A 24,138-nucleotide genomic window follows, 5' to 3' on the forward strand; every position below is an offset into this window, starting at 1 on the left:
TCCGATGAGGTCACATTACGGTCGGAGGAGCGACACTGTCGCGCCGAAATGACAAAAAACCGCGGGTCGGTGCCCGGGGTGGGAGGGAGCGGCGTCATGGGGGACTGGACCTTGCGGGAGAGCCTGGTCACCGCGTCGGGGCACGTGCGCTGGGACCGGCTGGGCGAGCCGGGCGCCGAGCCGGTCGTGCTGCTGCACGGGACGCCCTTCTCGTCGTATGTGTGGCACGAGATCGCACCCGCCCTCGCCGCGGCCGGGTATCAGGTGCACGTCTGGGACATGCCCGGTTACGGCGCCTCCGGCATGCACCCCGGCCAGGACGTCTCACTGGGCGCCCAGGGCGGAATCCTCGCCGAGCTGCTCGCGCACTGGGGGCTTCGGGAGCCGTCCGTGATCGCGCACGACTTCGGCGGGTGCGTGGCACTGCGGGCCCACCTCCTGCACGGAGCCCGCTACCGACGGCTCGCCCTGGTCGACCCGGTGGCCCTGCGGCCCTGGGGCTCCCCCTTCTTCCGCCTGGTGGGGGAGCACAGCCGGGTCTTCGAACAGCTCCCGGCGGCGCTCCACGAGGCCCTGGTGCGCGAGTACGTCTCCTCCGCGAGCCATGCCGGACTGCGCCCCGCCACGCTCGACGCGCTGGTCGGGCCGTGGACGACCGAGGAGGGCCAGGCCGCGTTCTACCGGCAGATCGCGCAGGCCGACCAGCGCTACACCGACGAGATCCAGCCGCTCTACCCGTCGATCGACCTGCCCGTCACGGTCTGCTGGGGCACCGAGGACACCTGGATCCCGTTCGCCAGGGGAAAGGAGCTCGCCGCCCTGATCCCGGGGGCGCGGCTGGTGCCCGTCCCGGAGGCCGGGCATCTCGTCCCGCTGGACGCGCCCGCCCGGCTGACGAGCGAGCTGCTCGCCTTCCTCACGGCCTGAGAACCCGTCCGGCATCGGGGAACCATCAGGACCGCACAAAGTCCGACGGGGTCATTGCTTCGATTGTGTTCGAGTCCTAGGGTGTGCCTGCTCAGCAGTTGCTCAGTCACCGTCAGTTGCACGCGTCCCGACAGAACCGCCCACCACAGCTGGGCGGTTGGGGATCCCCTCTGACGTGCCCTCAGTCCGTGCAGCACCCTGTCGAACCGAGGAAGGCCACGGTCATGCCGCACCCGCACCCGCACCCCTCTCCCGCCGACCGGCCGGTCGTCAGCCGTCGCCGACTGCTGGAGTCAGGAGCCGCCGTGCTCGGCGCGCTCGCCCTGTCCGCGTCGCCCGCCGCGGCGCACGCGGCCGGCCGGCGCCCGGCGGCGGACGGCCCGCCCGAGTGGAACGACGGCCTGAGCGTCTACCGGGTCGGCACCGAGCCGCCGCACACCACCCTCATGCCCTACGCGGACCTCGGACAGGCCCTGAAGGGCGACCGTGAGCGCTCGCCGTACCGGCTGAGCCTCGACGGCACCTGGAAGTTCGCCTACGCGGACCGCCCCGAGGACCGGGACAAGGACTTTTACGGCACCGACGTCGACGACTCCGGCTGGGACACCATCCCCGTGCCCTCGGCCTGGCAGCTGCACGGCTACGACTTCCCGATCTACGTCAACATCACCTACCCCTGGTGGGGTCCCAACGGCGGTGGCGAGGACGCCCAGCCGCCGGCCGCCCCGACCCGCTACAACCCCGTCGGCCAGTACCGCCGCACGTTCACCGTGCCCCGCACCTGGTCCGGCCGCCGCACCTTCCTGCACTTCGAGGGCGTCAAGTCCGCCCACTATGTGTGGATCAACGGCGAACTGGTGGGCTACCACGAGGACTCGTACACCTCCGCCGAGTACGACATCACGCCCCATCTCAAGCCGGGCACCAACCAGATCGCCGTCGAGGTGTACCGCTACTCCGACGCGGAGTGGCTGGAGGACCAGGACATGATCCGGCTGAGCGGCATCTTCCGGTCGGTCCACCTCTACTCCACGCCGAGCGTGCACCTGCGCGACTTCCGCCTGGACACCCCGCTCGGCGACGGCTACACCACCGCCGCACTCAAGGTCACCGCGCACGTCCGCGACTACGGCGGCAAGGGCGCCGGCCGCTACACCGTCGAGACCCAGCTGTACGACGCGCGCGGCCACGCCGTCTGGTCGCGGCCCCTGAACCGGCCCGTCGACGTCCCCGACGGCGACGAGGCCACCGTCGAGGCGTCCAGAGCCGTCCCTTCGCCGAAGCTGTGGTCGGCCGAGCACCCCAACCTCTACACCGCCGTGCTCCGCCTGCGCGACCCGGCCGGCAAGGTGGTCGAGACCCTCTCGCACCGGGTCGGCTTCCGCGAATTCGCGCTCAAGGACGGCCTGATGCGCATCAACGGCCAACCGGTCTCCTTCCGCGGCACCAACCGGCACGAGATGCACCCCGTCACCGGCTCGGCGCTCACCCGCGCGCAGATGGTCGAGGACATCGGAATCATCAAGCGGCTCAACATCAACAGCGTCCGCACCTCGCACTACCCCAACAACCCGCTCTGGCTCGAACTCGCCGACGAGTACGGCCTGTACCTCGTCGACGAGACCAACCTCGAGACCCACGGCATCCGCGACACGTTCCCCGGCAGCGGCCACCCGGAGTGGACCGAGGCGTGCGTGGTCCGCGCCCAGAACATGGTCCACCGCGACAAGAACCACGCCTCGGTGGTCATCTGGTCCCTCGGCAACGAGGCAGGCGGCGGCACCACCTTCAACGCCATGCACGACTGGATCCGCTCCTACGACTCCACCCGCGTCATCCAGTACGAGGGCGACGACCGCCCGGGCATCAGCGACATCCGCTCCGAGATGTACGACAGCCCGCAGCGCGTCGAGCAGCGCGCCAAGGACACCGGCGACACCCGGCCGTACGTGATGATCGAGTACTCCCACGCGATGGGGAACTCCAGCGGCAACTTCAAGAAGTACTGGGACATCGTCCGCCGCCACGACGTCCTCCAGGGCGGCTGGATCTGGGACTTCGTCGACCAGGCCCTGGCCTGGCCCACGCCCACGCGCAAGCTGCTCGCGGAGACCGGGCCCGGCGGGCTCCGCGGTGAGGTCATCAACCCCAGCGGCACCTTCGACCGCGCCAAGGGCGTCTCCGGCGGCACCGTCTTCCCCCGCGACACCGGCCTCGACCTCACGGGCTCCCTCACGCTGGAGGCCTGGGTCACCCCGGACGTCACGGGCGGCCATCAGCCCGTCATCGCCAAGGGCGACACCCAGTACGCCCTCAAGCAGACCGACAAGAACCTGGAGTTCTTCATCCACGGCGGCGGCCAGTGGGTCACCGCGAGCTGGGCCCTGCCCGACGGCTGGACCGGCAAGGAGCACCACATCGCCGGCGTCTTCGACGCGGACGCGGGCACCCTCACCCTGTACGTCGACGGCCAGGTGCGCGGCACCAGGACGACCACCCGGCGCCCCGCGAACAACACCGCGTCCCTGTCGCTCGCCACCGACATCGACAACCCGACCCGGGAGTTCAGCGGCACCATCCGCCGGGCCCGCGTGTACGCCCGCGCGCTCGGCGCCGCCGAACTGGCCTCGGACACCCGCGCGCCGGGCGACGAGGGCGTGCGCTTCTGGTTCGACGCCGCCACCGCCGGCCTCACCGAGAAGCGCCCGCGCGACAAGACGTTCTACGCCTACGGCGGCGACTGGGGCGACAACCCCAACGACGGCGCCTTCTCCGGCGACGGCATCGTCACCGCCGACCGCGGCCTCACCGGCAAGTCCGCCGAGGTCAAGCAGGTCTACCAGGCCGTCAACGCCACCGCGGCACCGGGCGGCCCCGGCGCCGTCACCCTCACCAACGAGTACCTGTTCACCAACCTCCGTGAGTTCGACGGCCGTTGGTCCCTCGTCGCCGACGGCGAGGTCGTCCAGCGCGGCCGGCTGACCCGCGACCAGCTGAACGTCGCCCCGCTCGGCAGCAAGGACATCACGATCCCGGTGCGGCTCCCGGCGAAGCCCGCGCCCGGCACGGAGTACTTCCTCCAGCTCTCCTTCACCACCAAGGAAGCCACCCCCTGGGCCAAGGCCGGCTTCGAGGTGGCCAAGCAGCAACTCGCCCTCGACGCGGGCAGCCCGGCCGTGAAGCCCGCGCCGCTGCGCGGCGTGCCCGCCCTGAGCCACACCGACGGGGACAAGACGGTCAGTGTGAAGGGCAGGGGCTTCGCCGTCACCGTCGACAAGGGCACCGGGACCATCACGTCCTACGAGGCGGGCGGCACACGCCTCCTCACCTCCGGCCCCGTCCCGAACTTCTGGCGGGCGCCCACCGACAACGACCGCGGCAACGGCCAGCACACCCGCAACCAGACGTGGCGCGACGCCGGAGCGAAGCGGAAGGTCACCGACGTACGGGTACGGCCCCTCGACGACCGGGCCGTCGAGGTCACCGTCACCGGCACGCTGCCCACCGCCACCGAGTCGACGTACCGCACGACCTACACGGTCTTCGGCAACGGCGAGATCAAGGTCGACAACACCCTGCACCCGGGCGCGGCGAACCTGCCGTACATCCCGGAGGTCGGCACCCTGCTGTTCCTGCCGCGGAGCCTGGACCGGCTGCACTACTACGGCCGGGGCCCCGAGGAGAACATGTGGGACCGCAACAACGCCACCGACGTGGGCCTGCACTCGGGCACCGTCTCCGGGCAGTGGACCTCCTACCTGCGCCCCCAGGAGAACGGCAACAAGACCGATGTGCGGTGGGCCGCGCTGACCGACGGCCGGGGGCGCGGACTGCTCGTGACCGGTGAGCCGCTGCTGGAGGTCAACGCCTCGCACTTCACGCCCGAGGACCTCTCGGTCGGGGCCCGCCACGACTACCAGCTCACCCCCCGGGACGCGGTGGTCCTGCGGCTCAACCACCGCCAGATGGGCGTGGGCGGCGACAACAGCTGGGGCGCGCACACGCACGACGAGTTCAAGCTGCTCGCCGACCGCGACTACGCGTACACCTACCGGCTGCGACCGCTGACGCGGGTGAGCGAGGCGATGGAGGCCTCGCGGCGGCGGACCGCCACCGCATAGCGCGAGCGGCGGATCAGCGGCGCCGCCTCAGTCGGTGGCGTCGCTGATCCCCAGGCGCAGATGCTCCACGTGGTACACGGCCTGGTCGAGCAGCTCGGCGACATGGTGGTCGTGCAACGCGTAGACCACCGAACGGCCCCGCCGCTCGCCCACGACCAGGCCCAGATTGCGCAGCAGCCGCAGCTGGTGCGAGCAGGCCGACTGCTCCATCCCCACCTCGGCGGCCAACTCCGTGGCCGGCAGCGGGCCTTCGCGCAGCCGCGCCAGGATCAGCAGCCGGGAGGGCGTGGACAGGGCCTGGAGCGTGGTGGCGACCTTCGCGACGTTGTCCGCGTCCAGGCGTACGCGCTCGGCGGCTTCCTGCACGGGGGTGACGGCTCCATGACCCATGCCGCCATCGTACCGGCCTCGTGCGAACACATGAATGAATCTTCATCTATCCCTTCCGGGGGCGGGGCACGGGCACGTCCATGTCGGATTCTCGCCAGCCCCGGACCGCCCGGTGCCGGATGCTGGACCCATGCAGATGGGGATGCACACCGACACCGAGCGCTGCGTACGCGCCGTCCGGTCCAAGGACGCGCGGTTCGACGGCTGGTTCTTCACCGCCGTCCTGACCACCGGCATCTACTGCCGTCCCAGCTGCCCGGTGGTGCCGCCCAAGCCGGAGAACATGGTCTTCCACCCCAGCGCGGCGGCCTGTCAGCAGGCCGGGTTCCGGGCCTGCAAGCGCTGCCGGCCCGACACCAGCCCCGGCTCCCCGGAGTGGAACCAGCGCGCCGACCTCGTGGCCCGCGCCATGCGGCTGATCGCCGACGGCGTGGTGGACCGCGAGGGCGTGCCCGGCCTCGCCGGACGGCTCGGCTACAGCACCCGGCAGGTCGAGCGCCAGCTCCTCGCCGAGCTGGGCGCGGGCCCCCTCGCACTCGCCCGTGCCCAGCGCGCCCAGACCGCCCGGCTGCTCATCGAGACGACCGCCCTGCCCATGGCGCAGATCGCCTTCGCCGCCGGCTTCGCCTCGATCCGCACCTTCAACGACACGGTCCGCGAGGTCTTCGCCCTGCCCCCGAGCGAGCTGCGCGCCCGCGCCCCGAAACGGCAGGGCGCCGGCACCCCCGGAGCACTCTCCCTGCGCTTGCCGTTCCGCGCCCCGCTCAACCCCGACAACCTCTTCGGCCACCTCGCCGCGACGGCCGTACCCGGCGTGGAGGAGTGGCGCGACGGCTCCTACCGCCGCACCCTGCGCCTGCCGTACGGCCACGGCATCGTGGCCCTCACCCCGAACCCGGACCACATCGCCTGCCGCCTCACCCTCAGCGACCTGCGCGATCTGACCGTCGCCATCAGCCGCTGCCGCCGCCTGCTCGACCTGGACGCCGACCCCGTCGCCATCGACGGCCAGCTGCGCACCGACCCGGTCCTCGCACCACTGGTCGACAAGGCGCCCGGCCGGCGCGTGCCGCGCACGGTCGACGAGGCCGAGTTCGCCGTCCGGGCCGTGCTCGGGCAGCAGGTCTCCACAGCCGCCGCGCGCACCCACGCGGCCCGCCTGGTCACCGCGCACGGCGAACCGGTCGAGGACCCCGAGGGCGGCCTCACCCACCTGTTCCCGGACCCCGCCTCCCTCGCGGAGCTGGACCCCGAGGCGCTGGCGATGCCCCGCACCCGCCGCACGACCTTCACCACCCTGGTCCACCGGCTCGCCGACGGCGAGCTGCGCCTCGGCGTCGAGAGCGACTGGCCGCAGACCCGCGCCCAGCTCCTGGCCCTGCCCGGCTTCGGCCCCTGGACGGTGGACGCCATCGCCATGCGCGCCCTGGGCGACCCCGACGCCTTCCTCCCCACCGACCTCGGCATCCGCCGCGCCGCCCGGGAACTGGGCCTGCCGTCCACGCCCGCCGCGCTCACCGCCCGCGCCACCGCCTGGCGCCCCTGGCGGGCCTACGCGGTCCAGTACCTCTGGGCGACCGACAGCCACCCGATCAACTTCCTTCCGGTATAGGGACATCCGATGAAGCAGCACACCGTGACCGACAGCCCGTACGGCCCGCTCACCCTCGTCGCCGAGGACGGCGTCCTGTGCGGCCTCTACATGACCGACCAGCGCCACCGCCCGCAGCAGGAGACCTTCGGCACCCGCGACGACACCCTCTTCGCGGAGACGGAGGAGCAGCTGAAGGCCTACTTCGCCGGTGACCTCCAGGAGTTCACCGTCGAACTGCGCCTGACCGGCACCCCGTTCCAGCGCGCCGTCTGGGAGGAACTGCGCCGCATCCCCTACGGCGAGACCCGCACCTACGGCCGGCTCGCCGACACCCTCGGCACCCCCACCGCCTCCCGCGCGGTCGGCCTCGCCAACGGCCGCAACCCCATCGGCATCATCGTCCCCTGCCATCGCGTCATCGGCGCGAGCGGCAGCCTGACCGGCTACGGGGGCGGCCTGGAACGCAAGCAGCGCCTGCTGGACTTCGAACGGGGCGCGGCCCTGTTCTAGGCGGCGGTCGCGAGGCCGCGCAGCAGCTCCGGCAGTGCCGTGCCGATGGGATCGCGGACGATCTCGTCGGCACGGTCGTCGTACGGGGTCGGCTCGGCGTTGACGATGATCAGGCGGGCGCCGTGGTCGGCGGCCACACCGGCGAGACCGGCGGCGGGCTGGACCTGAAGGCTCGTGCCGACGGCGACGAAGACCTGGCAGGCCTTGCTGACGGCGGCCGCCTCACCGAGGACGACGGGGTCGAGCCGCTCACCGAACATCACGGTCGCCGGCTTCAGGATCCCGCCGCACTCCCGGCACGGCGGGTCCTCCTCACCGGCCTCGACCCGGGCGAGCGCGTCCGCCATCGGACCGCGGGCGTGGCAGCCGGTGCAGACGACACTGCGGGCCGACCCGTGCAGCTCGAACACCTTGCGGGCGGGCATCCCGGCGAGCTGGTGCAGCCCGTCCACGTTCTGCGTGATCACCCGCACCGGCACACCGGACCGCTCCAGCTCCGCCACCGCCCGGTGCGCGGCGTTGGGCTCGGCCCGCAGCGCCCCCGTCTCGCGCCGCATCAGCCAGGAGCGGCGGCGGATCTCGGCATCGCCCATGTAGTACTCGTACGTGACGAGCTTCTCGGCCTCGGGATCCCGCCGCCACAGCCCGTTGGGCCCGCGGTAGTCAGGGATCCCGGAGTCCGTGCTGATGCCGGCACCGGTGAGCAGGGCGACGAGCGGTTTGGTCATGCCACCGACAGTAGGACGGGCCGCGGGGCGGCGGCGAGCGGTTATCACACGGGACGCCGGGGGGTGAGCGGCCGGACCGGTCAGAACACCCGTCGGCCGTTCTCCAGCTCCGCCGTGCCCGAGCCGTCCGCCAGGACGTCGAGTGCGGTCAGCACGCGGCCTCCGAGGGCGCCCGGCAGGTAGTCGGCCAGCTCCTCGCGCGGGACCAGACGCCAGGACAGCAACTCCTCCTCCTGGAGGCGGATCGCCTTGAACTCGTCCTCGCTCAGCACCCCGCCGTCGTACAGGTACGCCACCACCGGCGGGCGGCCCGTGCCGTGGACCCAGTCCACCGCCAGCAGCCGGCCGAGCTCCCGGTCCAGGCCGATCTCCTCGGCCGTCTCGCGTCGCGCGCCCTGCCGCGGGGTCTCGCCGTCGTCGGACTCGACGGTGCCGCCGGGCAGCGCCCAGCCCTCCCGGTAGTTGGGCTCGACGAGCAGCACACGGCCCTCGCCGTCCCGGAACAGCGCGGCGGCGCCGGCCAGGACGCGGGGCAGGGAGGCGATGTAGGCGGCGAAATCAGGAGAAGTGGTCATCGGTGCAGGGTAACCACCGGATCGCCGCCTCATGCCAGGGCGGTCAGGCCGCGGCCTCCGCCAGCCGCAGCGTCCGTTCCGCCAGCTCGCTGATCCGCACCCCGTCGAAGCCGAACACCGCGCTGCGGACCGTGTCCTCCAGCGGGGTCTTCCACTGGTCGGCGATGGCCGCAGCCCCGCCGAACACGCCGGCCACCGAACCGGCCGTCGCGCCGTTGGAGTCGGTGTCCAGGCCGCCGCGGACGGTCAGGGTGATGGTGCGGGTGAAGTCGCCGTCGCCGTAGAGCAGACCGGCGGTGAGGACGGCGGCGTTCGGGACGGTGTGGATCCAGCCCATGCCGGTGGTCTCCTCGGCGACCGTGGTGAGCGTGTCCTCCCAGGACATCCGGGTGTCGTGCAGCGAGACCACCCGCCGCACCGTTCGGGCGAGGCGGCTGCTCGCCGGGATCACCGCCAGGGCCTCGTCGACGGCGCGGCGCACGGTGGGCGCCGTGAACGCCGCCGCGATCAGCGCCGCCGCCCACATCGCCCCGTAGACCCCGTTGCCGGTGTGCGACAGCACCGCGTCCCGGCGGGCCAGGGAGGCGGCCCGGCGCGGGGCACCCGGGCAGGTCCAGCCGTAGACGTCGGCGCGGATGAGGGCGCCGATCCACTCCTGGTACGGGTTGTCGTACGTCGCCGTCAGCGGCGGCTTCAGCCCGTTGGCGAGGTTGCGGTACGCCGCCCGCTCGGCGGTGAACGTCTGCAGGTACGGCAGCCGCAGCAGCCACAGGTCGCCGACCTGCTCCGTGCTGAAGCCGAAGCCGTGGGTCTCCAGCAGGTCCAGGCCGAGGATCGCGTAGTCGACGTCGTCGTCACGGCAGCTGCCGTGGATGTGGCCGCGGACGCACTGGCGCCACTCGGGGCGCAGCTCGAACCCGTCGTGCTCGCTGATCGGCTCGGGCAGGTAATCGGTGAGGGGGAGGGCCGAGGCCTGTCGGAGGTAGCGGTCGATGCGGTCGCGGGTCCACACCTCGCCCTGCTCGACCGGCTTGCCGAGCATGTTGCCGGCGACGCGGCCGGTCCAGCCGCCGAGGATGCGGTCGGACAGCGCTGTTCCGGTGCCAACGAGGGTCATGGTTGTGGTCTACCCGTTTCGGGAGGGGGCTTGCGGCACGTTCGGGGCTATACCTGTGCTCGGTGGCTGATCGCGCGGTTCCCCGCGCCCCTGAGGGCGTCGGTCCAGGGGGTGGTCAAAGGCTGACGGGCGGGGGCTCCTCCGGTTAAGGTCACAGCGGCGCGACTGGCCTTGACATGCGTGAGGGCCCGGAGAGCAAGGGGAGTGCAAGTGGCGGACGCTGCAGTGAGCGACACCCGGACGACACAGCGGGTGCTCGTCGCCGCGGACAAGTTCAAGGGGTCGCTGACGGCCGTCGAGGTCGCCGAGCGGGTCACGGCCGGACTGCGCCGGGTCCTGCCCGGCCTCGAGGTCGAGTCGCTGCCCGTGGCCGACGGCGGCGACGGGACCGTGGCCGCGGCCGTCGCGGCCGGATTCGAGCGCCGGGAGGTACGGGTCGCCGGTCCCCTCGGCGACGAGCTGACGGCGGCGTACGCGCTGCGCGAGGGCACCGCGGTCGTGGAGATGGCCGAGGCGAGCGGGTTGCAACGGCTGCCCGCCGGGGTCTTCGCCCCGCTCACGGCGTCCACGTACGGCTCCGGCGAGCTGCTGCGGGCCGCGCTGGACGCGGGTGCCCGCACGATCGTCTTCGGGGTCGGCGGCAGCGCCACCACCGACGGCGGCGCCGGGATGCTGTCCGCGCTGGGCGCCCGCTTCCTGGACGCCGACGGCGAGCCGGTGCCCCCGGGCGGCGGCGGACTGGCCGAACTGGCCACGGCCGACCTGTCGGGACTCGACCCGCGCCTCAGCGAGGTAGAGCTGGTCCTCGCGAGCGACGTCGACAACCCGCTGACCGGCCCGAAGGGCGCACCCGCGGTCTACGGCCCGCAGAAGGGCGCCTCGCCCGACGACGTGGAGGCCCTGGACACCGCCCTCGCGCACTTCGCGAAGGTGCTGGAGGGGGCGGCCGGCCCCAAGGCCGCCGAGTACGCGGCGTCGCCGGGCGCCGGTGCGGCGGGCGGCATCGGCTACGGCGCCCTGCTGCTGGGCGCCCGGTTCCGCCCCGGCATCGAGGTGATGCTCGACGTCCTGGGCTTCGCACCCGCCCTGGACCGCGCCGACCTGGTCATCACCGGCGAGGGCTCCCTCGACGAGCAGACCCTGCACGGCAAGGCCCCGGCCGGCGTCGCCGCGGCGGCCCGTGCCGCGGACAAGGACGTCGTGGCGGTCTGCGGCCGCCTCGCACTGCCGCCGCAGACCCTGGGCCGGGCCGGTTTCCGCCGGGCCTACCCCCTGACGGACGCGGAACCGGACGTGGCGAAGTGCATCGCCGAGGCGGGACCGATCCTGGAACGGGTCGCGGAACGCATCGCCAGGGACTTCCTGACCTGAGCCGCGCGCTCCCGTCGGCCACGGCACGAAGAATCGCCCACGGCACGAAGAAGGCCCCGAGCTCTCGGCTCGGGGCCTTCTTCATGGTCGTACGGACGCTACGGCAGCTGTGCCGCCCGCGCCTCGCGGCGGTTGCCGCGGAAGTTGTTCACCCGGCGAGCCGTCGCGAACAGCGGAATCACCGCGCCCATGACCAGCTGGAGCGCACAACCCGTCTGGAGCAGCAGCTGACCGCTCGGCGCGTCGAAGGCCCAGGCGGCCATCAGGCCCATGCCCAGCACGATCCACGACAGCATCGCCACGGCGAGCCGGCCCCGCGGCTTCGGGTACTCCACGCGGCTCACCATCAGCCACGCCGTCCCCAGGATCGCCAGCAGCGTCGCCACGAAGGGCAGCTCCAGCAGCACGATGGACACGACCGTCAGTGCGCCGAACGGCGACGGCATGCCCTGGAAGGTGCCGTCCTTGACCGTGACGCACGAGAACCGGGCAAGCCGTAGCACCACCGCCAGCAGCACCACGATCGCCCCGACCGCCGCGACCCGCTGGTACGCGCCCTCCGCCACCATGCCGTAGACGAGGACGAAGTACGCCGGCGCCAGGCCGAAGCTGATCAGGTCGGAGAGGTTGTCCAGCTCGGCGCCCATGGGGGAGGAGCGCAGCTTGCGCGCCACCAGGCCGTCGAACAGGTCGAAGACCGCCGCGCACAGCATCAGGATGACCGCCGTGGCCGCGCTGTTGCGCGCCATGCCGGACTCCTGGCTGCCCATGAGGTCCGGGATCAGGATGCCGGTGGTGGTGAAGTACACCGCCATGAAGCCGCACGTGGCGTTGCCGAGCGTCAGCGTGTCCGCTATCGACAGCCGAAGGGAGAGGGGCATCTCCTCTTCCTCGTCGACCTCGTCGGCCTCCGGGACCCAGCCGGCCTTGGTATCAGGATCAATCACGGTCAATGCGAGTCACCCCAGCCACGGTCTTCTGCCCCACCTCGACCGCGACCTCCACGCCCTCGGGCAGGTAGAGGTCGACCCGCGAGCCGAAGCGGATCAGGCCGATCCGCTCGCCCTGCTCGACCTTCGTGCCCTGGGGCAGGTAGGGGACGATGCGACGGGCGACCGCGCCGGCGATCTGGATCATCTCGATGTCGCCGAGCTCGGTGTCGAAGTGCCAGACGACACGCTCGTTGTTCTCGCTCTCCTTGTTGAAGGCGGGAACGAAGCCACCGGGTACGTGCTCGACCGACGTCACCGTGCCCGCGAGGGGCGCGCGGTTGACGTGGACGTTCAGCGGGCTCATGAAGATGGCGACGCGCGTGCGGCCGTCCTTCCACGGCATGATGCTCTGCACCACACCGTCGGCGGGCGAGATGACCCGGCCCTGGGTGATCTCGCGCTCGGGGTCGCGGAAGAACCACAGCATTCCCGCCGCGAGCGCGGTGGCGGGAACGGCGACGGCCTTGGCGGCGCCGGAGCGCCGGGCCCGGGCCAGACTGAGGGCTGCGGTGGCGACGGTCGGAAGGAGCCACGGCGATGCTCCGCGCGCGAGGCGTACGCCGGCCCGGCTGTCGCGTGGTGCAGAGGTTTGGCTGTGGGGCATGGATGACCTTCGTAGCGGATGATGCCGCACTCTGACGGGGGACGGCGGCTTTCCGGCGATCGTAGCGGCTCGGAGCCGTAACTGGGTAAGCCAGGCAGCCGAGTCGGCGGCAGAAGAGTGTTGACGGGGTGTGATCTTCTTCTCCAAGAAAACACCCCGTATCCGGACATCTAGCCCTGGAATCGATACTCTTCGAGCAGCCGCCTGCCGATGATCATTTTCTGGATCTCGGCGGTACCTTCACCGATGAGCAGCATCGGAGCCTCACGGTAGAGGCGCTCGATCTCGTACTCCTTGGAGAAGCCGTAGCCGCCGTGGATCCGGAAGGCGTCTTCGACGACCTCCTTGCAGTACTCGGAGGCGAGGTACTTCGCCATCCCAGCCTCGAGGTCGTTTCGCTCCCCGGAGTCCTTTTTGCGTGCTGCGTTTACCATCATCGCATGGGCGGCCTCGACCTTGGTAGCCATCTCGGCCAGCTTGAACTGGATCGCCTGGTGCTGGGCGATCGCCTTCCCGAAGGTGTGGCGCTGCTGCGCGTACCGGACGCCCAGTTCGAACGCACGCTGAGCGACGCCACAGCCACGTGCCGCCACGTTGACGCGGCCGACCTCGACGCCGTCCATCATCTGGTAGAAGCCGCGGCCGGTGACCCCGCCGAGCACGCGATCGGCGGGAATCCGCAGGCCATCCATGATGAGCTCGGTGGTGTCGACCCCCTTGTAGCCCATCTTGTCGATCTTGCCGGGGATCGTGAGGCCGGGACGCACCTCGCCGAATCCGGGCTCCTTCTCGACGAGGAAGGTCGTCATCGACTTGTGGGGCGCCGTACCCTCGGGGTGACCTTCGTCACTCTTGACCAGAACGGCCACCAGAGACGACGTTCCGCCGTTCGTCAGCCACATCTTCTGGCCGTTGAGGACGTACTCCTCGCCGTCCTTCACCGCCTTCGACGAGATCGCCGACACGTCCGAGCCGAGCGCCGGCTCCGACATCGAGAACGCGCCCCGGATGTCGCCGGCCGCCATCCTCGGCAGGAAGTGGTCCTTCTGCTCCTGCGTGCCGTGCTGCTTGAGCATGTACGCCACGATGAAGTGGGTGTTGATGATGCCGGACACCGACATCCACCCGCGGGCGATCTCCTCCACGCACAGCGCGTAGGTCAGGAGCGACTCGCCCAGACCCCCGTACTCCTCGGGGATCATCAGGCCGAACAGGCCCAACTCCTTCAGTCCGTCGACGATCTGCTGCGGGTACTCGTCGCGGTGCTCCAGGTCGGTCGCGACCGGGAGGATCTCCTTGTCCACGAAGTCCCGGACGGTGGACAGGATCTCCTGCTGGATGTCCGTCAGACCGGCGGTCTGGGCGAGTCGCGCCATGGCTACTTCTCCTGCTCCCTGAGCTCGGGGCGGCCGGGCTGCTCGCCGCCGCGCTCCTTGATGTAGGTCTCGGTCGGCACCATGACCTTGCGGCGGAACACGCAGACCAGCGTGCCGTCCTGCTTGTAGCCCTTGGTCTCGACGTGGACGATGCCGCGGTCGTTCTTCGACTTCGACGGCCACTTGTCGAGCACGGTCGTCTGGCCGTAGATCGTGTCGCCGTGGAAGGTCGGCGCCACGTGCTTCAGCGACTCGATCTCCAGGTTGGCGATCGCCTTGCCGGAGATGTCCGGGACGGACATGCCGAGCAGCAGCGAGTACACGTAGTTCCCGACGACGACGTTCTTGCCGAAGTCCGTCGTCTTCTCCGCATAGTTCGTGTCCATGTGGAGCGGGTGGTGGTTCATGGTGAGGAGACAGAACAGGTGGTCGTCGTACTCGGTGACCGTCTTTCCAGGCCAGTGCTTGTACGTCGCCCCGACCTCGAACTCCTCGTAGGTGCGCCCGAACTGCATGGTCACGCCTCCGGAATCTCGAACTTGCTGGTGCGCTGCATGCCGGCGGCGCGGCCCTTGCCGGAGATGACGAGCGCCATCTTGCGGCTGGCCTCGTCGATCATCTCGTCGCCGAGCATCGCCGAGCCCTTCTTGCCGCCCGCCTCGGACGTGTAGTAGTCGTACGCGTCCAGGATCAGCTCGGCGTGGTCGTAGTCCTCCTGCGACGGCGAGAAGATCTCGTTGGACGCCTCGACCTGGCCCGGGTGCAGCACCCACTTGCCGTCGAAGCCGAGCGCGGCGGCGCGCTGGGCGACCTCGCGGTAGCCATCGATGTTGCGGATCTGGAGGTAGGGGCCGTCGATCGCCTGGAGGTTGTTGGCGCGGGCGGCCATCAGGATCTTCATCAGGATGTAGTGGTAGGCGTCCGCCGGGTAGCCGGGCGGCTGCTCGCCCACGACCAGCGACTTCATGTTGATGGACGCCATGAAGTCGGCCGGGCCGAAGATGATCGTCTCGACGCGCTGGGATGCTGTGGCGATCTCGTTGACGTTGTTCAGGCCCTGCGCGTTCTCGATCTGCGCCTCGATGCCGATCTTGCCGACCTCGAAGCCCATCGTCTTCTCGATCTGCGTCAGCAGCAGGTCCAGGGCGACGACCTGCTGGGCCGTCTGCACCTTGGGCAGCATGATGCAGTCGAGATTCTGGCCGGCGCCCTCGACGACCGTGACGACGTCGCGGTACGTCCACTCGGTCGTCCAGTCGTTGACGCGCACGACCCGCGTCTTGCCCGTCCAGTCGCCCTCGTTGAGGAACTTGACGATGGTGTGCCGCGCCTCGGGCTTGGCGAGCGGCGCGCACGCGTCCTCCAGGTCGAGGAAGACCTGGTCCGCCGGGAGGCCCTGCGCCTTCTCCAGGAAGCGGGGGTTGCTTCCCGGCACCGCGAGACACGAGCGGCGGGGACGCAGACGGTTGACGGTCATGCGGGGACCTCCAGGGGGTCGAGCTTGTTCGCTTTCCGGATCTCGTCGACGATGCTGCCGATGATTCCGGTGATGTCGAAGTCCTTCGGGGTGAAGACTGCGGCCACTCCGGCTTCCCTGAGCTGCTCGGCGTCACCATTCGGGATGATGCCACCGGCGATCACGGGTATATCTGTGGCACCGGCCACACGCAGCCGTTCGAGGACGTCCGGCACCAGTTGGGCGTGGGAGCCGGACAGGATGGACAGGCCCACCGCGTGCACGTCCTCGGCGAGGGCCGCGTCCACGATCTGCTCCGGCGTCAGCCGGATGCCCTGGTAGACCACCTCGAAGCCGGCGTCCCGGGCGCGCACCGCGATCTGCTCGGCGCCGTTGGAGTGCCCGTCCAGGCCCGGCTTGCCGACCAGGAAGCGCAGCTTGCCCACGTTCAGATCCTTGGCCGTGAGGTCGACCTTCCGGCGGACCACGGCGAGCGCGCTGCCCTCCTCGACCGGGACGGCCACCGGCGCCGAGGAGACACCCGTGGGCGCCCGGAACTCGCCGAACACCTCGCGCAGCGCCCCGGCCCACTCGCCGGTCGTCGCCCCGGCACGCGCGCACTCCAGAGTGGCCTCCATGAGGTTCTCGTCGCCGCGCGCTGCCTCCTTCAGCCGCTCCAGGGCCTTGCAGGGCCGCGGGTGGTTGAAGGGCGGCTGGTAGCGGCTGTCGCGCCACTGCTCCAGCCCGGCGATGACCCGGGCCTCGACCGCCGGGTCCACCGTCTGGATCGCGGTGTCCAGATCGGCGGTCAGCGGGTTCGGCTCGGTGCCCTCGAAGATGTTGACGCCGATGATCTTCTCCTGGCCGGACTCGATCCGGCCCCGGCGCTCGGCGTGCGAGGAGACCAGCTGCGACTTGAGGTAGCCGGACTCGACGGCCGCCATGGCGCCGCCCATCTCCTGGATGCGGTCGATCTCGGCGAACGAGTCCTCGACCAGCCGGTCGACCTTCGCCTCGATCACCTTCGAGCCCTCGAAGATGTCCTCGTACTCCAGCAGGTCGCTCTCATACGCCAGCACCTGCTGGATGCGCAGCGACCACTGCTGGTCCCAGGGGCGGGGCAGCCCGAGGGCCTCGTTCCAGGCGGGGAGCTGCACGGCACGCGCGCGGGCGTCCTTGGAGAGGGTGACGGCCAGCATCTCCAGCACGATCCGCTGGACGTTGTTCTCCGGCTGCGCCTCCGTCAGGCCCAGGGAGTTGACCTGGACGCCGTAGCGGAAGCGGCGCTGCTTGGCGTTCTCGATGCCGTAGCGCTCGCGGGTGATGCGGTCCCAGATGCGGCCGAACGCGCGCATCTTGCACATCTCCTCGACGAAGCGGACGCCCGCGTTCACGAAGAACGAGATGCGGGCCACGACGTCGCCCATGCGCTCCTGCGGCACCTGGCCGGAGTCGCGCACGGCGTCGAGGACGGCGATCGCGGTGGACATCGCGTACGCGATCTCCTGGACCGGCGTGGCGCCCGCCTCCTGCAGGTGGTAGCTGCAGATGTTGATCGGGTTCCACTTCGGGATGTGGGAGACCGTGTACGCGATCATGTCCGTCGTCAGGCGGAGCGAGGGCCCCGGCGGGAACACGTGGGTTCCCCGGGACAGGTACTCCTTGACGATGTCGTTCTGGGTCGTGCCCTGGAGCTTGGTGATGTCCGCGCCCTGCTCCTCGGCGACGACCTGATAGAGCGCCAGCAGCCACATGGCGGTGGCGTTGATCGTCATCGAGGTGTTCATCTGCTCCAGGGGGATGTCCTGGAACAGCCGGCGCATGTCACCGACGTGCGCGATCGGCACGCCGACCCGGCCGACCTCGCCGCGGGCGAGGATGTGGTCGGAGTCGTAGCCGGTCTGCGTCGGCAGGTCGAACGCCACCGACAGACCTGTCTGGCCCTTGGCGAGGTTGCGCCGGTACAGCTCGTTGGACGCCTCGGCGGTGGAGTGACCGGCGTAGGTGCGCATGAGCCACGGCCGGTCCTTCTCCCGCCTGCCTTCGGCGGGCTGACGCTCAGTCATCTATGACCCCGGGTCTCAGATGTTGCGGAAGCGGTTGATGGCGTCGATGTGCTTGGCGCGCTTCTCCTGGTCGCGCACGCCCAGACCCTCCTCGGGGGCCATGCACAGCACGCCGACCTTGCCCTGGTGGAGGTTGCGGTGCACGTCGTAGGCGGCCTGGCCGGTGTCCTCGAGGGAGTACACCTTCGACAGGGTGGGGTGGATCTTGCCCTTCGCGATGAGCCGGTTGGCCTCCCAGGCCTCGCGGTAGTTGGCGAAGTGCGAGCCGATGATCCGCTTCAGCGACATCCAGAGGTAGCGGTTGTCGTACTCGTGCATGTAGCCCGAGGTCGAGGCGCAGGTGGTGATGGTGCCGCCCTTGCGCGTGACGTAGACGCTCGCGCCGAAGGTCTCGCGGCCGGGGTGCTCGAAGACGATGTCGATGTCCTCGCCGCCGGTGAACTCGCGGATGCGCTTGCCGAAGCGCTTCCACTCCTTGGGGTCCTGGGTGTTCTCGTCCTTCCAGAACTTGTAGCCCTCGGCGCTGCGGTCGATGATCGCCTCGGCGCCCATCGAGCGGCAGATCTCCGCCTTCTGCTCGCTGGAGACGACACAGATCGGGTTGGCGCCGCCGGCCAGCGCGAACTGGGTGGCGTAGCTGCCGAGTCCGCCGCTCGCGCCCCAGATCAGGACGTTGTCGCCCTGCTTCATGCCGGCGCCGTTGCGGGAGACCAGCTGCCGGTAGGCGGTGGAGTTGACCAGGCCGGGGGCGGCGGCCTCCTCCCACGACAGGTGGTCGGGCTTCGGCATCAGCTGGTTGGACTTGACCAGGGCGATCTCGGCGAGGCCGCCGAAGTTGGTCTCGAAGCCCCAGATGCGCTGCTCGGGGTCGAGCATCGTGTCGTTGTGGCCGTCGCTGGACTCCAGCTCGACGGACAGACAGTGCGCGACGACCTCGTCACCGGGCCGCCAGGCGTTGACGCCCGGGCCGGTGCGCAGGACGACGCCCGCGAGGTCGGAGCCGATGATGTGGTACGGCAGGTCGTGGCGCTTGGCCAGGTCGTTGGTGCGGCCGTAGCGCTCCAGGAAGCCGAAGGTGGACAGCGGCTCGAAGATCGACGTCCACACCGAGTTGTAGTTGACCGAGGAGGCCATGACGGCCACCAGCGCCTCGCCCGGGCCGAGCTCGGGCAGCGGCACCTCGTCCAGGTGGATCGACTTGCGGGGGTCCTTGTCGCGCGTGGCGAGTCCGGCGAACATCTCCGTCTCGTCCTTGTGCACGGTGATCGCGCGGTACGACTCGGGGATCTGGAGGGCGGCGAAGTCCTCCGACGTGGAGTCGGGCGACTGGATCGCGGCCAGGATGTCCTTAACGGTCACGGTGTTGCCTCCGGCGGTGAGCGCCCTGAGGGAGGGGCGCCGATGGTTACGTCGGTGCTGCTGAGGGTTGAGGGTGTGCCGTCGGTTCGGCGGTGGTGCTGATCGGCAGCGCTGGGTGGCGCGGGAGGTTGCCTGTGACGCAGGCGCCCGGGCGGGCAAGCGGGTGAGCTTGCTGGGACGTCGCCCGGACCTCTTCAACGTATGACACCGCGTGTCACCCCGCAAGGCACTGAGTGCCAGAACTTGATCTCAGATGAAATCTTTACGTAACAAATGAGCGATGATCGATCGAACGGGCTCTGCAAGGGCCTGCAAAACGGCCCCTGACATGCCAAAACGGCCACCCCGAGGGGTGGCCGTCATCACACGGGTGAAGGGGCGCTCAGCGCTCCTTGAGGGCCTGCTCGATCGTCCGCATGACCTCGTCGAGCGGTGCGTCGGTGCGGGCGACGGTCACCAGTACCTCGCCCTGCGTGGAGGCCGTGGCCACGGCCGGCTGCGGCTCCGTCGAGCGGCCGGCCCCGATGCCCGAGCCGAAGGTCTTGCGCACGATCGCGAAGGCGTGGTCCAGCTGCGCCTCCACGTCCCCCTGGCCGCCCGCGCGCAGCCAGCGCCGCAGGACGTGGTTGTGGGCGGTGACGACCGCGGACGCGGCGACCTCCGCCAGCAGCGGGTCGTCGTTGGCGTCGTCGGCGTGCGCGCGCTCGTCGAAGTGGCCGAGGAGATAGCGGGTGAAGAGGCGCTCGTAGCGGGCCACCGAGGCGATCTCCGCCTCGCGCAGGGTGGGCACCTCCCGCGTCAGCTTGTAGCGGGCGACCGAGATCTCCGGCCGGGCCGCGTACATCCGCATGACTTCCTTGATGCCGCGGCACACCGTGTCGAGCGGATGCTCGTGCGCGGGCGCGGCGTTGAGCACCGCCTCGGCGCGGATCAGCGTGTCGTCGTGGTCGGGGAAGATCGCCTCTTCCTTGGAGCGGAAGTGGCGGAAGAAGGTGCGGCGGGCGACCCCGGCCTGGGCCGCGATCTCGTCGACGGTGGTGGCCTCGTACCCCTTGGTCGCGAACAGCTCCATCGCGGCGGCCGCCAGTTCCCTGCGCATCTTGAGCCGCTGGGCGGCGGCGCGAGAGCCGGCGGCACTCTCCGGCGCGTCGGCCGAGGCGGGTGTACGTGAGGACTTGGCGGGCTGGGGCATGCCCTGAACGTACTGCATGTGCGCAGCTCGCCGCGCAGGACCCGGTTCACCCCCGCCGCCGGAAGGCGGGTCAGGGGCGGCCCGGCCGGCCGGGTGGAACCGGTCCGGGCCGAGCAGGCCGCCCCACTCCGCGCCGGACCGGAACCAGTCGCCGGGACGCTCAGCGCTTGGCATATTCGCGGAAGCCACGGCCGGTCTTGCGGCCGAGGCAGCCCGCGGCCACCAGGTGCTCCAGCAGCGGCGCCGGAGCGAGCCCCGGGTCGCGGAACTCGCGGTGCAGGACCTTCTCGATGGCGAGCGAGACGTCCAGCCCGACGACGTCCAGCAGCTCGAACGGGCCCATCGGGTACCCGCCGCCCAGCTTCATCGCCGCGTCGATGTCGTCGAGCGAGGCGTAGTGCTCCTCGACCATCTTGATCGCGTTGTTCAGGTACGGGAACAGCAGCGCGTTCACGATGAACCCGGCCCGGTCACCGCAGTCGACCGGGTGCTTCCTGATCCGGCCGCACACCTCGCGGACCGTCGCGTGGACGTCGTCGGCGGTCAGCACCGTGCGGACGACCTCGACCAGCTTCATGGCCGGCGCCGGGTTGAAGAAGTGCATGCCGATCACGTCCTGCGGGCGCGAGGTGGCCCGGGCACAGGCGACGACCGGCAGCGACGAGGTCGTGGTGGCCAGGATCGCGCCCGGCTTGCAGACCTTGTCCAGGGCCGCGAACAGCTGCCGCTTGACCTCCAGGTCCTCGGCGACCGCCTCCACGGCCAGGTCGACGCCGGCGAAGTCGTCGTAGGTGCCCGTGGCGGTGATGCGGTCCAGGGTCTCGGCGGCCGCCTCCGCGGTCATCCGGCCCTTGTCGACCGAGCGGGCCAGGGACTTGCCGATCCGGGCCTTCGCGTTCTGCGCCTTCTCCGCGCTGCGGGCGGCGATGACCACCTCGTACCCGCCCTTGGCGAACACCTCGGCGATACCGGAGGCCATGGTGCCCGAGCCCGCGACACCGACCGAGCGGATCTCCCGGCCGGGAACCAGGTCACCGCCCTCCAGCGGGGTCAAGGCGTCCCGCACGACGACCGGGCTGCCGGGCGCCTCGTAGGTGTAGAAGCCGCGCCCCGCCTTGCGGCCGGTCAGACCCGCCTCGCTCAGCTGCTTGAGGATCGGCGCCGGGGCGTGCAGCCGGTCGCGGGAGGAGGTGTACATGGCCTCCAGGACCGTGCGCGCGGTGTCGACGCCGATCAGGTCCAGCAGTGCCAGCGGGCCCATGGGCAGTCCGCAGCCCAGCCGCATCGCGGCGTCGATGTCCTCGCGGGAGGCGTACTTCGCCTCGTACATCGCGGCGGCCTGGTTGAGGTAGCCGAACAGCAGGCCGTCCGCGACGAAACCGGGCCGGTCGCCGACCGCGACGGGCTCCTTGCCCAGGTCGAGCGCGAGGTCGGTGACCGCGGTGACGGCCGCCGGCGCGGTCAGCACCGAGGAGACCACCTCGACCAGCTTCATGGCCGGCGCGGGGTTGAAGAAGTGCAGGCCCAGCACCCGCTCCGGACGGGAGGAGTCGGCGGCCAGCCGGGTCACGGACAGGGCGTTGGTGCCGGTCGCCAGGATCGTCTCCGGGCGCACGATCCCGTCCAGCTCCCGGAAGATCTGGTGCTTGATCTCGTACGACTCCGGGGCCACCTCGATGACCAGGTCGGCGTCGGCCGCGGTGCGCAGGTCGGCGGAGGTGCGGACACGGCCGAGGATCTCGGCGCGCTCCTGCTCGGTCAGCCGGCCGCGCTCGACGCCGCGGGCGGTGGAGGCCTCCAGGGCGGCGACGCACTTCGCGGCCTGGGTCTCGCTGATGTCGATGCCGACGACCGTGCGGCCGGCCTTGGCGAGGACCTCGGCGATGCCGGTGCCCATCGTGCCGAGGCCGACGACGGCGATGGTCTGCAGCGGGGACTGGGACGGGTCGGACAGGGGAGTGGCCATCGCGGGACTCCAGGATGAGGGTGACGACGGGGAACGCGCTCCGGGTGCGCCGGAGTCGGACCTTCAGGGGCCGGACCACGGGCGCACCGGGTGCGTGATGAAGTGCGGGTGTTGGCCGGGCTGCGAAGCGCACACGCCCGGTGCCGCGCCCCGGGCGTGCACACGCCCGGAGGAGAACGGCGGTTCCGACCGGCCCTGTCCCGGGGCCGAGCCGTACTTGCGGTACCTGAGGCACCGAACCGACTGCTCCCGCGACAGCCGCGTCACCAGACCGCCGCGAGGAAATACGAGTGGGTAACTCGCTCGTCTGAGCTTAACCGGCGGGTAACGAGCGCGCCAGCCCCCGGGTTTGTGATGTACGTCCCGCGCAGCTCGCGCCGCCCCTAACCTCAGAGTCATGGACGAAGAGTTGCGATCACTCACGGAGCGCTTACGGCAGGAGTCCGGGGCGCCGCCCGCGTTCGAGCGGCTCGTGGCGACCGACGACCTCGACGCCCTGGCGGCGGCGCTGACCGAACCCGGTCAGCACCTGTGGGCGAGGGAGCTGGCCGCGTTCCGGCTGGGGCTCGCGCGGGACCCGCGGGCCTTCGAGGCCCTGGTGCTGCTGCTCAACCACCGCGACCCCCCGCGCTGCGCCTCCGCCGCCCATGCCCTGGCCCGGCTGGGAGATCCGCGCACCGCCCGCGCGGCCGCCGCCCTCGCCACCAACGAACTGCGCGTCGCCTACGCCCTGCACCCGGTGCGGCTCCTGGTCGAACTGCGTGCCCCGGAGGCGGTGCCCGCGCTGATCACCACGCTCCAGCGGCGGCTGCGCCCGCACGACCCGTACCGCCGCGTGGCGCTGGCCTGCGTGGACGGACTCGGGGCGCTGGGCGACGCCCGGGCCAGACCCGTCCTGAACGAGGCGCTCGCGCATCCGACGCTGGCCGAGGCGGCGGTGCGGGCGCTGGGGCGGATCCCGAAGCAGAGGTGACGTCAGCGGGGGAGGGGACCGCCGCGCCCCACCGCACCGCCAGCGGGAGGAGGGGCCCGCCGCACCGCGACATCAGCGGAGGGGCCCGCCGCACCGCGACGTCAGCAGGGGGAGGGGCCCGCCCTACCGCGATGTCAGCGGGCGAGGGTCCTGGTGTACCGCACCTCGGGGACCGCGACCCCGTCCACCTCGAAGGGCTCCTCGGCGCCGTCCGCCCGGAAGCCGGCCCGTTCGTAGAAGCGGCGGGCCCGGTCGTTCTCCTTGAGCACCCACAGCAGGAGACGGCCGTGGCCCGCGGCGGAACAGCGCGCGACCGACTCCGTGAGCAGCGCCCGCCCCACGCCCCGCCCCACCTGATCCGGGTGCACGTAGATGGCGTACAACTCGGCGTCCCCGGTGCGGACTTCCCCGTCCCGGTACGGGCCGTGGCACGCCCAGCCGACGATCTCGCCACCGGTGTCCTCGGCGACCAGGTTCACCACGTCGCCGTCGCCCTGGGCGAGGTGCGTACGACGCCGCTCGGCGTCCTCCTCGACACTGAGCCGGTCCAGGTAGGACTGCGGCACCAGACCCCGGTAGGCGCTGCGCCAGCCGCCGACCCGGACCCGCGCGACGCCCTCGCAGTCGGCGAGCGTCATCTCCCGTATCCGCGGGCTCCTCATGGCGCGACCACCGCGAACGCCTCGACCTCGATCGCCACGAAACGGCCGGTGCCCAGGACGACATGGCTGTACTGGGCGGCGGCGACGCCGTCGGGGGCGGGAATTGTCGTCAGCTCACTCATGGGTTCATGGTGGACCATGGGACTGACAAATCCCGCC

Annotated in this window: 20 protein-coding genes and 1 pseudogene; 6 read left to right on the forward strand and 15 right to left on the reverse strand. The window is 71.0% G+C overall.

The features are described 5' to 3' along the window. Positions 1 to 96 precede the first annotated feature (96 nt). A complete protein-coding gene (locus QOL88_RS32375; protein WP_097221798.1) occupies positions 97 to 927 on the forward strand; it encodes an alpha/beta fold hydrolase in 831 nt (276 codons plus the stop codon). A 224-nt stretch (positions 928 to 1,151) separates the two neighbouring features. Beyond that, a complete protein-coding gene (locus tag QOL88_RS32380) occupies positions 1,152 to 5,048 on the forward strand; it encodes a glycoside hydrolase family 2 TIM barrel-domain containing protein (protein WP_097221799.1) in 3,897 nt (1,298 codons plus the stop codon). Between the two features lie 27 nt (positions 5,049 to 5,075). On the opposite strand, the gene QOL88_RS32385 is transcribed toward QOL88_RS32380, so the two are convergent. Next, positions 5,076 to 5,438 (reverse strand): ArsR/SmtB family transcription factor, encoded by a 363-nt coding sequence (locus tag QOL88_RS32385; RefSeq protein ID WP_097221800.1) that lies wholly within the window; start codon positions 5,436 to 5,438, stop codon positions 5,076 to 5,078. 142 nt (positions 5,439 to 5,580) lie between these two features. Between QOL88_RS32385 and QOL88_RS32390 the strand changes: the two genes are divergently transcribed. Together QOL88_RS32390 and QOL88_RS32395 are read left to right on the forward strand one after the other, a co-directional pair. Next, the gene (locus QOL88_RS32390) at positions 5,581 to 7,050 is read left to right on the forward strand and encodes an AlkA N-terminal domain-containing protein (protein WP_097223276.1); all 1,470 of its coding nucleotides are present in this window, start codon (positions 5,581 to 5,583) and stop codon (positions 7,048 to 7,050) included. A 9-nt stretch (positions 7,051 to 7,059) separates the two neighbouring features. Beyond that, positions 7,060 to 7,542, forward strand: coding sequence for a methylated-DNA--[protein]-cysteine S-methyltransferase (locus QOL88_RS32395; RefSeq protein ID WP_097221801.1), 483 nt, complete (start codon positions 7,060 to 7,062; stop codon positions 7,540 to 7,542). Here the strand turns inward: QOL88_RS32395 and QOL88_RS32400 are convergent. From QOL88_RS32400 to QOL88_RS32410, 3 genes are all read right to left on the reverse strand, one after another. Then, positions 7,539 to 8,270: an SIR2 family NAD-dependent protein deacylase gene (locus QOL88_RS32400; RefSeq protein WP_097221802.1), complete on the reverse strand. Its 732-nt coding sequence runs from the start codon at positions 8,268 to 8,270 to the stop codon at positions 7,539 to 7,541. The genes QOL88_RS32395 and QOL88_RS32400 overlap by 4 nt on opposite strands. A gap of 80 nt (positions 8,271 to 8,350) precedes the next feature. Then, positions 8,351 to 8,845, reverse strand: coding sequence for an NUDIX domain-containing protein (locus QOL88_RS32405; RefSeq protein WP_097221803.1), 495 nt, complete (start codon positions 8,843 to 8,845; stop codon positions 8,351 to 8,353). A 43-nt stretch (positions 8,846 to 8,888) separates the two neighbouring features. Next, positions 8,889 to 9,962, reverse strand: coding sequence for an ADP-ribosylglycohydrolase family protein (locus tag QOL88_RS32410; RefSeq protein WP_097221804.1), 1,074 nt, complete (start codon positions 9,960 to 9,962; stop codon positions 8,889 to 8,891). A gap of 252 nt (positions 9,963 to 10,214) precedes the next feature. Here QOL88_RS32410 and QOL88_RS32415 point away from each other — a divergent pair, with 252 nt between their 5' ends. Continuing rightward, positions 10,215 to 11,333, forward strand: a complete 1,119-nt coding sequence (locus QOL88_RS32415; RefSeq protein ID WP_097223277.1) for a glycerate kinase — start codon at positions 10,215 to 10,217, stop codon at positions 11,331 to 11,333. Between the two features lie 98 nt (positions 11,334 to 11,431). On the opposite strand, the gene pssA is transcribed toward QOL88_RS32415, so the two are convergent. From pssA to QOL88_RS32460, 9 genes are all read right to left on the reverse strand, one after another. Continuing rightward, positions 11,432 to 12,214, reverse strand: coding sequence for a CDP-diacylglycerol--serine O-phosphatidyltransferase (gene pssA / locus QOL88_RS32420; protein WP_097223278.1), 783 nt, complete (start codon positions 12,212 to 12,214; stop codon positions 11,432 to 11,434). A 58-nt stretch (positions 12,215 to 12,272) separates the two neighbouring features. Next, complete coding sequence (locus QOL88_RS32425) at positions 12,273 to 12,929, reverse strand: phosphatidylserine decarboxylase (protein WP_030843916.1); 657 nt, start codon at positions 12,927 to 12,929, stop codon at positions 12,273 to 12,275. Between the two features lie 170 nt (positions 12,930 to 13,099). Continuing rightward, a complete protein-coding gene (locus QOL88_RS32430; RefSeq protein ID WP_097221805.1) occupies positions 13,100 to 14,305 on the reverse strand; it encodes an acyl-CoA dehydrogenase family protein in 1,206 nt (401 codons plus the stop codon). 2 nt (positions 14,306 to 14,307) lie between these two features. Beyond that, a complete protein-coding gene (locus QOL88_RS32435) occupies positions 14,308 to 14,820 on the reverse strand; it encodes a MaoC family dehydratase (protein WP_031107606.1) in 513 nt (170 codons plus the stop codon). 2 nt (positions 14,821 to 14,822) lie between these two features. Next, positions 14,823 to 15,782: an HpcH/HpaI aldolase/citrate lyase family protein gene (locus QOL88_RS32440; protein WP_062716550.1), complete on the reverse strand. Its 960-nt coding sequence runs from the start codon at positions 15,780 to 15,782 to the stop codon at positions 14,823 to 14,825. Further along, complete coding sequence (locus QOL88_RS32445; RefSeq protein WP_097221806.1) at positions 15,779 to 17,827, reverse strand: ethylmalonyl-CoA mutase; 2,049 nt, start codon at positions 17,825 to 17,827, stop codon at positions 15,779 to 15,781. The genes QOL88_RS32440 and QOL88_RS32445 overlap by 4 nt, the downstream gene beginning before the upstream one ends. A gap of 15 nt (positions 17,828 to 17,842) precedes the next feature. Continuing rightward, a complete protein-coding gene (gene ccrA / locus QOL88_RS32450) occupies positions 17,843 to 19,186 on the reverse strand; it encodes a crotonyl-CoA carboxylase/reductase (protein ID WP_097221807.1) in 1,344 nt (447 codons plus the stop codon). Positions 19,187 to 19,568: 382 nt separating this feature from the next. Further along, the gene (locus QOL88_RS32455) at positions 19,569 to 20,396 is read right to left on the reverse strand and encodes a TetR family transcriptional regulator (RefSeq protein WP_179879019.1); all 828 of its coding nucleotides are present in this window, start codon (positions 20,394 to 20,396) and stop codon (positions 19,569 to 19,571) included. A 142-nt stretch (positions 20,397 to 20,538) separates the two neighbouring features. Beyond that, the gene (locus QOL88_RS32460; protein WP_097221809.1) at positions 20,539 to 22,344 is read right to left on the reverse strand and encodes a 3-hydroxyacyl-CoA dehydrogenase family protein; all 1,806 of its coding nucleotides are present in this window, start codon (positions 22,342 to 22,344) and stop codon (positions 20,539 to 20,541) included. A gap of 397 nt (positions 22,345 to 22,741) precedes the next feature. Between QOL88_RS32460 and QOL88_RS32465 the strand changes: the two genes are divergently transcribed. Continuing rightward, positions 22,742 to 23,317 (forward strand): adenylosuccinate lyase, encoded by a 576-nt coding sequence (locus QOL88_RS32465; RefSeq protein WP_097221810.1) that lies wholly within the window; start codon positions 22,742 to 22,744, stop codon positions 23,315 to 23,317. A 134-nt stretch (positions 23,318 to 23,451) separates the two neighbouring features. Here QOL88_RS32465 and QOL88_RS32470 read toward each other — a convergent pair whose 3' ends face one another. Then, on the reverse strand, positions 23,452 to 23,979 hold the full coding sequence (locus QOL88_RS32470; protein WP_179879020.1) for a GNAT family N-acetyltransferase: 528 nt from the start codon (positions 23,977 to 23,979) through the stop codon (positions 23,452 to 23,454). A 29-nt stretch (positions 23,980 to 24,008) separates the two neighbouring features. After that, a pseudogene (locus tag QOL88_RS32475) lies at positions 24,009 to 24,101 on the reverse strand (RidA family protein); the annotation flags it as partial. Positions 24,102 to 24,138 lie beyond the last annotated feature (37 nt).

This window comes from Streptomyces sp. Ag82_O1-12, assembly GCF_900182715.1.
GTDB lineage: Bacteria > Actinomycetota > Actinomycetes > Streptomycetales > Streptomycetaceae > Streptomyces > Streptomyces massasporeus.